At 59.9% G+C, this 12,256-nt stretch carries 7 protein-coding genes; all 7 read left to right on the forward strand.

From position 1 onward, the window contains the following. The first annotated feature begins 6 nt into the window (after positions 1–6). The 7 genes from AB9N64_RS06430 to AB9N64_RS06460 all read left to right on the forward strand — a co-directional run bounded on the left by AB9N64_RS06430 (position 7) and on the right by AB9N64_RS06460 (position 11,962). Positions 7–2,793, forward strand: a complete 2,787-nt coding sequence (locus tag AB9N64_RS06430) for an ATP-binding protein (RefSeq protein ID WP_371360059.1) — start codon at positions 7–9, stop codon at positions 2,791–2,793. After that, positions 2,780–3,967 (forward strand): EAL domain-containing protein, encoded by a 1,188-nt coding sequence (locus AB9N64_RS06435; RefSeq protein ID WP_137271347.1) that lies wholly within the window; start codon positions 2,780–2,782, stop codon positions 3,965–3,967. Before AB9N64_RS06430 ends, AB9N64_RS06435 begins: the two co-directional genes overlap by 14 nt. Positions 3,968–4,053: 86 nt before the next feature. Beyond that, complete coding sequence (locus AB9N64_RS06440) at positions 4,054–7,206, forward strand: hybrid sensor histidine kinase/response regulator (RefSeq protein ID WP_137271348.1); 3,153 nt, start codon at positions 4,054–4,056, stop codon at positions 7,204–7,206. 22 nt (positions 7,207–7,228) lie between these two features. Beyond that, entirely contained in the window at positions 7,229–7,876 is a 648-nt protein-coding gene (locus AB9N64_RS06445) for a response regulator (RefSeq protein WP_137271349.1), read from the forward strand. Between the two features lie 110 nt (positions 7,877–7,986). Continuing rightward, positions 7,987–8,574 (forward strand): fimbrial protein, encoded by a 588-nt coding sequence (locus AB9N64_RS06450; RefSeq protein ID WP_137271350.1) that lies wholly within the window; start codon positions 7,987–7,989, stop codon positions 8,572–8,574. Between the two features lie 72 nt (positions 8,575–8,646). Beyond that, positions 8,647–9,396, forward strand: a complete 750-nt coding sequence (locus tag AB9N64_RS06455) for a molecular chaperone (protein ID WP_137271351.1) — start codon at positions 8,647–8,649, stop codon at positions 9,394–9,396. An 85-nt stretch (positions 9,397–9,481) separates the two neighbouring features. Next, complete coding sequence (locus tag AB9N64_RS06460) at positions 9,482–11,962, forward strand: fimbria/pilus outer membrane usher protein (RefSeq protein ID WP_371360060.1); 2,481 nt, start codon at positions 9,482–9,484, stop codon at positions 11,960–11,962. The last annotated feature ends 294 nt before the right edge of the window (positions 11,963–12,256 follow it).

The raw sequence follows: 12,256 nt of genomic DNA on the forward strand, positions 1-12,256 counted from the left end.
GCCGGGATGAGATTAAAAGACTACCTCCACCAGATCAGCCCGGTCCTTTCCAGCCACAACGCCGTACGCCGGCTGTTGCGCATTTTTGCATTGGTGCTGCTGGTCGGCATCCTGGGCGGTGTGTATAGCTTTCTGCTGTTTACCTTCAACAATGAGATCTCCCAGCGGCGCAGTTATATGAGCAGCGCCATCGCCGAGGCCCATACGTTTTTCACTACCCGTGAGGCGTTGCTGGGGAGCCTGAGCCTGTCGGCCACGCGCAAGGTCGAAGCGAACGATTCTGTGTCTGATGAAGAGATTCGTCTGCTGTTGGGCCAGACACCGGGCAAACAATGGAACATCTGGCTGACCCAGCGCATGCGTGATTTTTTAAAAGCCAAGCAGCTCAACCTGCTGTATGTCGGCACCGAGGGCCAAGTGCTGCGGTTGTACAACGCCATATCGGTGAGCAGAAAGTTCCCCCAGGCCATGCTCGATCAACTGGACGCGCTCAAACGCAGCAAAACCTTGCAGGAACTCTGGCTGACCCATGCCTGGGATGGGCACTCCCAGCTGTATATTTTTATTCGTCTGGACGAGCGCGACGTGAACTCCGGCTGGCTCGGCCTGGAAATGGACGACCGCGAAGTCTCCAGCGCCTTGAACGACCACAGCGCCGGCGAATTCACCATGTTCAACGCCCAGGGCATGGCGCTGTTCAGCAATAGCCAGAAACCACCGCCTGGGCAGAATCTGCCACTGCTGCGGCAACAGGACTTCTTCGGTTTTGTCGGGGCCGGCTGGTTGCCCGAGCAACTAGTATTGCGCAAGCAACTGAAATCTTCGGATTGGCAGCTCACCTACTCCATCGATCTGCGCGCTGTGCTGTGGGCGCTATGGCCGCAACTGTTAGGCGCATTGGCGTTCTGCCTGCTGAGTATCAGCCTGGTGTGCGTGCTGATCCGGCGCCTGGAACACCGCTTCATCACCCCGGCACTGCACCGTATCCAGGCACTGGTGGAAAGCGAGCTGTTTAGCCGCGATGTGATCCAGACCGCGCCCGTGGCGCTGTGCGTGCTACGCCGCAGCGACGGCCAGGTGGTGCTGGAAAACACCCTCGCCCGCCAATGGCTGGGCCAGTGCGGCGAGCAATTGGGCCCGGGCTGGATTCGCGATGCCTTTGATGCCAGCACCCCGCACCTCACCGATTACTTCGAAACCGCCGACGGCCGCCATCTGTACCTGAGCTGCGCCCCCACCCGCTACAAAGGCGAGGACGTGTTGCTGTGTGCATTCAGCGACATCAGCGCACGCACGCAAATCGAAGCGGCGCTGGAGCAGGCGCGCCAGTCGGCGGACGCGGCCAATGAAGCGAAAACCTTGTTTCTTGCCACCATGAGCCATGAAATTCGCACTCCGCTGTATGGCGTGCTCGGCACCCTCGAATTGCTCGCTCGCACCCGCCTGGATAGCCAGCAGAAGAGTTACCTGCGCGCTATCGAAGGATCGTCCGCGACCTTACTGCAATTGATCTGCGACGTACTCGACGTGTCGAAAATCGAAGCCGGGCAACTGGCCCTGGAGTTAAGCGAGTTCTGCGTACCGGCCCTGGTACAGGAAGTGGTGCAGGGTTATGCAGCAGCGGCGCAGAGCAAAGGCTTGCAGCTATACGCCTGCCTGGACCCGCAGCTGCCGGAACGCTTGAAGGGCGATGTCAGCCGCGTGCGGCAGATCCTCAATAACCTGCTGAGTAATGCGGTCAAGTTCACCGATTCCGGGCGCGTGGTATTGCGGGTCAAGCTGCTCAGCCGTGAAGGCGAGCGGGTATGCCTGCAATGGCAGGTCTCGGACACCGGCAAAGGCATTGCCCATGAGGACCAGGCGTATATTTTCGAGCCGTTCTACCAGACACAAGGCAACACTAACGTGGTGGCCGGCACCGGCCTGGGCTTGCCGATCTGCCTGCGCTTGACTCACCTGATGAACGGCACCTTGCGCATGGTCAGCGAGCCGGGCCTGGGCAGCAGTTTTTCCCTGACCGTACCGCTGGAGCAGCTGCGTGAGCAGGTATCGGCGGCAACACCAACGGCACTTGCAGCGGAAATTGTGTATGTGGTCTCCCCCGTCCGTGAACTGGCCGAAAGCTTCAGCGGCTGGTTGCGCCGTTGGGGAGCGCGGCCGCATATCGGCGTACCTGTTGGCATGGCGCCAGGCGTGCTGCTCGAGTTGCACCCTGGCGCCTGCGAATCGGTGCTGCCATGGGAAGGGCCACGCGTCACCGCCAGCGGCGAGGCGGCCCACGAGCCACAGTCCACCATCACTGGCTGGAAGGTCAACCTGAACGATTTGAACGCAATCGAGCAGGCGCTTCGCCAAGCCCAAGGCGGCCAGCTTATCCCGCCGGAGGAACCCGCAGAGCTGCACACGTTGCGTCCATTGGGGCTGCACATCCTGGTGGCCGAAGATAACGTCATTAATCAGTTGATCCTGCGCGACCAGCTTGAAGAACTCGGCTGCAGCGTGACATTGACCCGCGACGGTGAAGAAGCGCTGTCGCACTGGCACGACGGCGGCTTTGACCTTGTGCTCACCGACGTCAACATGCCCAAGCTCAACGGCTACGAACTGGCCAAGGCCCTGCGTGGGCTGGGCTGTACAACCCCTATCATCGGCGCCACGGCCAACGCCCTGCGCGGGGAAGACGCCTTGTGCCTGGCCGCCGGCATGAATCACTGCCTGATCAAACCTTTTACGCTGCGAGCCTTGTTTACCGCCCTGGCTCCCTACGAACGAGCCGCTCATGAAGCCCTGTAGCATTTTGATTGTCGAAGACCACCCCTTCCAGCACCTGTATTTGCAGAACCTGTTCAGCACCCTCGGCAACTTTGACCTAGCGTTTGCCAGGGACGGCGAAGCCGCATTGGCCTGCCTGAAAAGCCGCGACTTCGACCTGGTGCTCACTGACCTGCTGATGCCGGGCATGGACGGCGTGCAATTTATCCAAGGCCTGGCCGCGCACCCTTCGCGACCGGCGCTGGCCATCATGAGCGCGGCTTCGCGCCGCATGTTGATGGGCGCCAGCCTGGTGGCGAGCAACTTGCAAGTGAAGGTTATCGGGCTGATTTCCAAGCCGGTGAATGCCGCTGCATTGCGCTGCCTGATCGACCAATTGCAGGCACTGCGTCAGACCGCCCCTGCCGAGACCCTGCCCGGCATCGATCGGCGCAGCCTGTTGAGCGCCCTGGACAACGGTGAGTTGCAAGCCTGGTTCCAACCGAAAAAAGCCCTGAAAAACGGTCGCATCGTCGCGGCCGAAGCACTGGTGCGCTGGGTTCATCCCGAACATGGCACGCTGCTGCCCGGAGTGTTTTTGCCGGCGCTGGTCGCCTTCGACCTCGAAGAGCAGCTGCTGTGGTGCGTACTGGAACAAGCGCTGCTCGCCCAAACCGCCTGGCGCGAACAAGGTTATGACATCCCGGTGTCGATCAACCTGCCGACGCACCTGCTCAATAGTCATGACCTGCCCGACCGCATCCTCGCCTTCGTGCTGGAGCGTCAGGGCTTGCCCGCACGCATCTGCTTCGAATTGATGGAATGCTCCGTACCGGATGACATCAGCAACTTCTACGCCGGCGCCTGCCGATTGCGGATCAAGGGGTTCGGGTTGTCCCAGGACGATTTTGGCAAGGGTTACAGCTCATACATGAACCTGGTCTCGGCACCTTTTACCGAATTGAAGATCGATCGCGGCCTGGTACAGGGCTGCAATACCAACGAAGAGTTGGCCCAGGCGCTGACCAGCATCGTCAGCCTTGGCCGCCAACTGGGCCTGACTGTAGTGGCCGAAGGTGTAGAAACCGCGCAAGAACTTGCGCTGTTGCGTAAGATCGACTGCACTCAGGTACAAGGCTTCCTGATCTCCCACGCCGTGTCCTCGGATCAGTTCCAGCAGTTGCTCACCCATGACGGGCCGGCGAATGCTTATTGACCCGCAGGAGCGTGTGGCCGAACGTCACTCGCTGCAGAGGTCCTTGTGTCCAACGTCAGTCCAATCACCGTCCTTCAGGCGCAATAATGCCACATACCAATGCCCTTCTGGAGAAATTGGCCAGCAGTTCCCTGCGCCTGAATAAAGGCTTGCTCGTCCTGGGCGCCCTGGTGCCGCTGTTGCTTGGCATCAGCTACCTGGGCGTGCTGCGCATGCTCGATGAGCAGAGCGACACCCTGAACTTTCACTTCGCCCGGCTGATGGAAAACATCCATGAACAGGAAGCGTTCCTGCACGATGCCTCGCTGCAAAGCGCTAACAACGAAGTCACCTCTTCGTTTTCGTTGCCCCCCTACGCAAAAAAACCACTGCCCGAAGAGGGGCCCAATATCTACGAAGGTCAAGGCCTGCCCTTTTCGTTGCCGTACAGCGTGAAGATCAATCCGGACAAGGTCGCCGCCAACCAATATGGAGGCGTTTTCGCCCTGGGCAACTACCTGGCCGCCTACTACAGCGCATTCTGGGCAACGGCTCACTATCAGTCGCCCCAGGTGATGCTGCTCAATGGGCCCGACGTGTTTGATGTGACAGTGCCTGCTGCGGGCCGTTTGCGCGGAGCGGGTGCTACACAGATCACCACATTTGTCCAAGTGATGACCCAACTGAACGAACGCCTGCGCGTGCAAAACGTGTCGTCGCCACTCCATCAGGTGCAGTGGGCCCCCTACCCCACTACCCCTGAACACGATGCCTTGCCTACACTGCTCGCTTACGTCGAAATCAGCCTGGCCGGGCGAACCTTGCACATCGAAGGCGCCAGCACTCACGTGGTACTGGGCTCACTGCTGAACCTATCGCAGATCAATAACATCGAGAGGTTGATGGAGTGGTCGATTTACGATGATTTTGTCTTGATCACACCCGCTGGCCAGGTACTGACCGGCGCCCTGAAGCCCGGCCAAGTGCTGACCCAAGGCGTCAATTTCAATCGCGAGGGTTTGGTATTCAAGCTGACCAGCCCTGGTGAACAGCACTGGACAGCGATCTACGTTATCACCTTGAGCAGCTTCCTGAACTACGCGCTATGGCCATTGCTGTGCCTGGTGGCCGTGGTTCTGACGCTGCTCGTCTGCAGTCGATGGGGCAGCCGCTGGTACAACGCGCGGGTGATCCTGCCTGCGCAACGCGCCCACGCCAGCGTCGCCGAAAGCGAGGCGTTCAGCCGCTCGGTCATTGAGACAGCCCCCATCGGCTTGTGCGTGGTTCGCCGCAGCGATTACCGTATCCTCTTGCGAAACCAGCGCGCCCAGCAATGGCCCGATACCGAACCGCTGATGAACCTGCTTGGCGCTCACAACGGACCAGGGCAAGCCGAGCTCGATATCGACGGGCGCCACCTGCATGTCGACTTCGTGCCGACCCGCTACCAGGGCGAGCATGCCTGGCTGTGTGCGCTGCATGATGTGACCCGGCATATCGAAGACGCTGCCGCGTTGGAAGATGCACGCCAAAGCGCCGACTCGGCCAGCCAAGCCAAGAGCCGTTTTCTGGCCACTATGAGCCATGAGATCCGCACGCCCTTGTACGGCGTGCTGGGCACTCTGGAACTGCTTGGCCTGACCGCACTCGCCCCACGCCAGCAGGATTACCTGCATACCATTCAGCGCTCATCCGCCACCCTGTTCCAGTTGATCAGCGATGTGCTGGACGTGTCGAAGATCGAAGCCGGGCAAATGACCCTGGAACTCCAGGATTTCTGCCCGCTGGAACTGACCGAAGACGCAGTCCGCACCTACAGCGCGTTCGCCCAGGCCAAGGGTTTGCACCTGTATGCCTGCATCGATGCAAGGCTGCCGAATCGCCTGCGCGGTGACCCGCTGCGCATTCGCCAGATCCTCAACAATTTGCTGAGCAACGCGATCAAGTTCACCGATAACGGGCGCGTGGCGCTACGAGTGCGGGTGCTGGACGACGCTCAGGTGCAGTGGCAGGTCAGCGACTCGGGCATCGGCATTTCCCAGGCCCAGCAACAGCAATTGTTCGAGCCGTTCTACCAGGTCAACGATGTGAACAGCCAGGCTGGCGCGGGACTTGGCCTTGCCATTTGCAAGTGGCTGTGTGAGTTGATGCATGGCCAGTTGAAGGTCGTCAGCGAGCCAGGCCTGGGCAGCAGTTTTACCCTGCAACTGGCCCTGGAACCTGTGCCAGGCAGCCTGGACGGTTGCCCTGCCTTCGCGCCTGGCTCCCCGCCGGTGTATGTGCGTGCCCAGGTGGCGGAATTGGCACAACACCTGATCGACTGGCTTGCGCGGCTCGGCCTGGACAGCCGCGCCATCACTACGCAAGAGCCGCCACCCGCGGCGCTGCTGGTGGATGTTGCTCCGCTCGGCGACCACCTGCCTTGGCCCGGCCCACACATTGTCGCCACCTCAGGCGGGCCCAACCCGGCGCAATGGTCCGGCACGACTTGGACGGTCGACGCCCACGATGTGCGTGCAATTGCCAACGCAATTTTTCTGGCACTGCACGGCGCCGATGCGCAGAGCCAGCCTGCACGCCCCGAGAAGCCTCGCCACCTCAATTTGCACGTGCTGGTGGCGGAAGACAACGTGATTAACTCGGCGGTGATCAGGGAGCAACTGGAGGCGCTGGGTTGCTCGGTGACAGTTGCCGTCAATGGCGAACAGGCCCTGGCGCAGTGGATGCCGGGGCGTTTCGACCTGGTGCTGACCGACGTGAACATGCCCATCATGAACGGTTACCAATTGACGGCGGCCCTGCGCCAACAGGATAAAGCCCTGCCCATTATCGGCATCACCGCCAACGCCTTGCGCGAAGAAGGCGAACGCTGCGCCGCTGTCGGCATGCAGGCGTGGCTGGTCAAGCCGCTGAGTCTGGCAACCTTACGCGCCCAGTTGGAAAAATACTGCCAAATCGTCCTGCCCGCGACGGCTGAACAACCCACATTGTCGCCGAAAATGCGCGAGCTGTTTGTCACCACCCTGCGTCAGGATGTGCGTACCACCTTGGCAGCGCTGGAGCGTGCCAATGCCAATCAGGTGGCGCAACAACTGCACAGCTTGGCTGGGGCCCTGGGCTCAGTGCAGCTCAAAGCCATGGCTACCGAATTTGTCGAACTCGAATGTCGCCTGACCGGCATGGCCGTCACGCCCGCACTGGACCTGGAAGTGCGGCAGCACGTGGCTCGATTGAATGCTCTGCTCGATACCCTTGAATAATTTCACTCTGGAAAATAAGCCCATGGATACCCTCAACGTTGTCATTGCCGATGATCACCCCATCGTACTGGTGGGGGTACGCGAACTGATCGAGCGTAATGCGCGATTTCGAGTGATGGGCGATGCCACGTGTTCGAATGAACTGGTCGCATTGCTGGAGTCCGAGCCGGTGGACCTGGTCATCACCGACTTCAACATGCCCGGCGACTCACCCTACGGTGACGGCCTCAAATTAGTGGAGTACCTCACACGGCACTTTCCCAAGGTACGGATAGTGGTGCTGACGATGATCTCCAATCCCTTGATCCTCACGCGGCTGCATGAGATGGGGGTGCTGGCCGTGATCCAGAAAAACCAGTTGCACGACGAAATCCAGGCCGTGCTCAAGGCCATTGCACGGGGCAACCCGGTGCGCTCCAACGGGCCACAGCCCACTTCGGTCCTGGATGATGGCGCAGACCTGGATGAGCGATTCACGCGGCTGTCACCCAAGGAGCATGAAATCCTGCGGCTGTTTGTTTCGGGGCAAAGTGTTAACGAGATTGCGCGCGGGCTTAACCGAAGTGCCAAGACCATCAGCACTCAGAAAATATCGGCGATGCGAAAACTTGAAGTAAGCAGTGATCAGGACTTACTGACTTACTGCCTAGAGCGCAACTTGTTCAACTAAAAAAACAACAAACAACTACTTGATCTCTCTCCACTCTAAGGATCGTCTGATTCTCCACTAAGCGCTGGCGCTTTATCGTGTTGCTTCAACCCCAACAATGGAAAAGCAACATGAAAACGTTCTCCCGTGCACTTCTGGCCCTGTCGATTTTCGCCGCTGCAGGCACTGCACTGGCAGCCGACCCTGTTCCGACCAAGGCCGGCAGCGGCACCATCAACTTCACCGGCACCATCAACAACGATGCCTGCTCGGTGGAAGGCGTCGGCGCCAACAAAACCATTTCGGTCAACCTGGGTGAAGTGTCGATCAAGGACATGGGCACTGCCACCGTGCCAAAAGGCAGCGGCACGCTGAGCGCCGAGAACTTCGAGATGAAGATCAACTGCAACGCCGGCACCAAAGTGGCAATGATCTTCGAACCGACCACCGGTAAAGGCACTGGCCTGGTAACCGGCACCAAAGTGCTGAAAGTCATCGACGGCATAGGCTCAGCCAAGAACATCGGTATCGCCTTGTTGGATGCCAACGGTGCCTTGATCGACCTCACCTCCCCAACCACCGCGAAGATCGAAAGCAACTTGCAGGACAGCAACGCCTCGCTGAAATTCTCCGCGGCTTATGTCACCACTGCCGATCCGAAACTGGCCGTGGCCGGTCGTGGCGACGCGACCCTGCCGTTCACCCTGCAATACGAATAACCCGCACGAGCATTACGGGTCCGTGCAGGGCCAATCGGCCCTGCACCTTCATTCATTTGCGCGGTAGTCATCATGTTTTATCGTCAATCATTGTCTTTCTGCGTAGGTCTGTTGGGCGTGCTCGTGGCCAGCCAGGCGACGGCCGGGATTTCGTTGAGCAGCACGCGCCTGGTGTTCGATGGCAAGCATAAGGAAGCTGGTATCACGGTGCGTAACAGCGGTGAAGATGTGCTGATCCAGTCCTGGATCGACACAAACAGCAGCGATGCCACCTCTGTCCCTTTTGCCGTCACCCCACCCTTGGTGCGGGTCAGCAACGATGAGCAGCAACTGTTGCGGGTGATCTATGAGGGCACGGGCATGCCGACCGACCGCGAGTCGGTGGCGTGGCTCAACGTGCAGGAAATCCCCCAGGCGTCCAAGACCCAGAACACCCTGCAGCTTGCCGTGCGCCAGCGCATCAAGGTGTTCTTTCGCCCTGCCGGGCTCAAAGCCGAAGCCTACCTGGCGCCTGCCGCGTTGGAATGGCGCCTGGTCGAACGTGCCGGTAACAGTCTGCTGGTGGTGAATAACCCTGGCCTGTATCACGTGTCCATTGCCGAAATCACACTGACCTCGGGTGCACTCAGCGAGCAGCCATTTGACTCATTGATGATTGCGCCGGGTGAACAGAAAGAGTTTCCCCTGAAACACTTCACGCCGGGTCAGGTACCGAATCTGGCATTTCGCAGTATTAACGACTATGGCGCCCAAGACCGTTATAGCGCGCAACTTTCCAACTCGGCCGATGTGCAGGCCAGTGCAACTAAAGACACCCCTTAATATGTCCGTTTATTCAGCGGTCGAACTTTCGCTGTATTTATCTTCGCTCCGTTAGTTCGTATCGGAGGTGATATAGGGTTCCTGCATGTTTGTTTTCAAGTACCATGGATTGGCACCGCTATCGGCTGCCCTGATCTTCAGTAACGCCTGCCTGGCCGATGGCGAGGAACAATTCAATACTTCGTTCCTGCAGGGCGCAGCCTCTGCCGTCGACGTGCAAGCGCTGCTCGCCAGCAGCAGTGTGCTGCCTGGCAACTATCGGGTTGACCTATACGGCAACGACACCCTGGTGGGCCGCCGCGATATTGACTTTCGCCACAACCCGACCACCGGCAAAACCGAAGCCTGCCTGACCCTCGAGATGGTGCAACAACTGGGGGTCGATGTCGCCAGGCTGCAAGCGACCGGCAAACTGGCCGGCGATGACCCAAACGCCTGCATCAACCTGCCCGCCTTGATCGACCAGGCCAGCGTGCGCTACGACGTGCCGCGCCTGCGCTTGCTGGTCAGCGTACCGCAAAGTGCCATGGAACGTGGCCGACGCGGCTATGTAGACCCCGCCTTGTGGGACGATGGTGTGCCCGCCGCGTTCATCAACTACCAGTTAAGCAGCAGCCGCAACAGCAACCAAGGTGAAACCACGCTCTCCAACAACATTGGCCTGCGCAATGGCATCAACCTGGGCGGCTGGCGGTTGCGCAACGAATCGAACTTCAGCAGCAGCACCGGGCGCCCCAATACGTTCAAAAGCAACCGCAGCTACCTGCAACATGACGTCACGGCGTTGAAGGGCCAGTTCAGCGCCGGGGAAATTTTCTCCGACGCCGACCTGTTCGACAGCGTGCGCTATCGCGGTTTGAAGCTGGCCTCCGACGACGGCATGCGCGCCGACAGCGAGCGCGGTTACGCGCCGATCATTCGCGGCATCGCCCAGTCCAGCGCGACCGTGGAGATTCGCCAGAATAACTACATCCTCTATACAGCCAACGTGCCGCCAGGCCCATTCGAGATCAGCGACATCTACCCCAGCGGTTCCAACGGCGACCTGGAAGTGACGATCATCGAAGCTGATGGCCGACGCCGGGTCACGGTGCAGGCGTTTTCCAGCCTGCCGATCATGGTGCGCCAGGGCCAGCTCAAATACAGCGTGTCGGCTGGCCAATACAACAGCAACAGTGATGACCAGAAGTCACCGCAGTTCGTCAGCAGCACCCTGGCCTACGGCATCAGCAGCAACCTGTCCGGGATTATCGGCGCCCAGGCGACGGAAAATTTCCAGGCCATGTCCGTCGGCGCTGGCCGCAATACCTCCATCGGTGCGGTGTCTCTGGACGTGACCCACTCAGTCAGCCGCACCTTTGGCCAGGCGGTCACGGGCAACAGCGTACGGGCCTTGTATGCCAAGACGTTTACTGGCACCGACACCAGCTTCACCCTCGCTGCTTATCGCTATTCGACCGAGGGCTACCGTACCCTAAGCGATCACGTTGAGGAGCTGAGCCATGAGGGCCAGAAACGCACGGGCAACTCGAAAACCCGCACCGATGTGACTATCAACCAGAGCCTTGGCCGCAACCAGCAATATGGCACTATTTACGTGAACGCTAGTGACCAGCGTTACTGGGGGCGCGGGGGATCGCAAAGCCTGTCGGCGGGCTACAGCAACTATTGGGGCGAGGTGAGTTACAACCTTGGCGCAACCTACACCAAGGATGTCGGCAACTATGGGCCGGCGAACAACGACACGCTGGTCAACCTGTCGCTGTCCTTCCCTCTGGGCTCAAAACCCCGCGCGCCGCGAGCCTTTGTCTCCGCGAGCACGCAGAAAGCCAGCGACACCACGCAAGTGGGCATCAACGGCTACCTGTCGGAAGACAGCGACACCTATTACTCGGTGCAAGGCGGTAACAGCAGCACAGGCGGCAGCACCGGCTCGGCCAACCTCAGCACTCGCACCTCGGTGATGGACATCAGTGCCGGTTACAGCCAGGGGCGCGGGTATAACTCGCAGAACCTTAACCTGGCTGGTTCCGTGGTGGGCCACGCGGGCGGGATTAACCTGGGGCAAACCGTGGGCGAGACCTTTGCGCTGGCACAGGTGGAGGGTGTGGAAGGGGCGAAAATCGGCAGCTTTTCCGGCGCCAAGACCGGCAGCAATGGCTTTGCAGTGGTGCCTAACGCACAGCCTTATCGCGTCAACTGGATCAGCCTGGACACCCGTGACCTGGGCACCGATATCGAGATCGACAACGCCACCCAGCAAGTGGTGCCGCGACGTGGTGCAGTGGTACTGGCGCGCTATGCCAGCAAGACTGGCCGACGTGTGCAGTTTGCCTTGTTCGACACCCAACACCAGCCGATCCCGTTTGGCGCGGCGCTGGAAGACAGCGCGGGCAAGCAGATCGCAATTGCCGACCCTGGTGGCAAGGCGCTGGCGTTGGTTGAGGCCGACACCGACACCCTGGTGATCAGTTGGCAAGGGCAGCGGTGCGAGGCGACTTATGCATTGCCGCAGCGTAATAAGGCGTTGAACTATGAGCGAGTGGAGTTGAGCTGCCGTCCTTAGAGGGGCAGCTATTTAACTGATGCATAAAGAACAGAATGTGGGAGCTGGCTTGCCTGCGATAGCGGTGGTTCAGTTGCAGGCTCAGTGACTGAAACGCCGCCTTCGCGGGCAAGCCCGCTCCCACAGGGATCTGTGCCCGGCGCTGATTCTGCGGGTATTCCATAACCAGTGTGGGAGCTGGCTTGCCTGCGATAGCGGTGGTTCAGTTGCAAGCTCAGTGACTGAAACGCCGCCTTCGCGGGCAAGCCCGCTCCCACAGGGATCTGTGCCCGGCGCTGATTCTGTGGGTATTCC

It is taken from the genome of Pseudomonas sp. KT_2_4 (genome assembly GCF_041410225.1).
In the GTDB taxonomy this organism is placed as follows: domain Bacteria; phylum Pseudomonadota; class Gammaproteobacteria; order Pseudomonadales; family Pseudomonadaceae; genus Aquipseudomonas; species Aquipseudomonas paracarnis.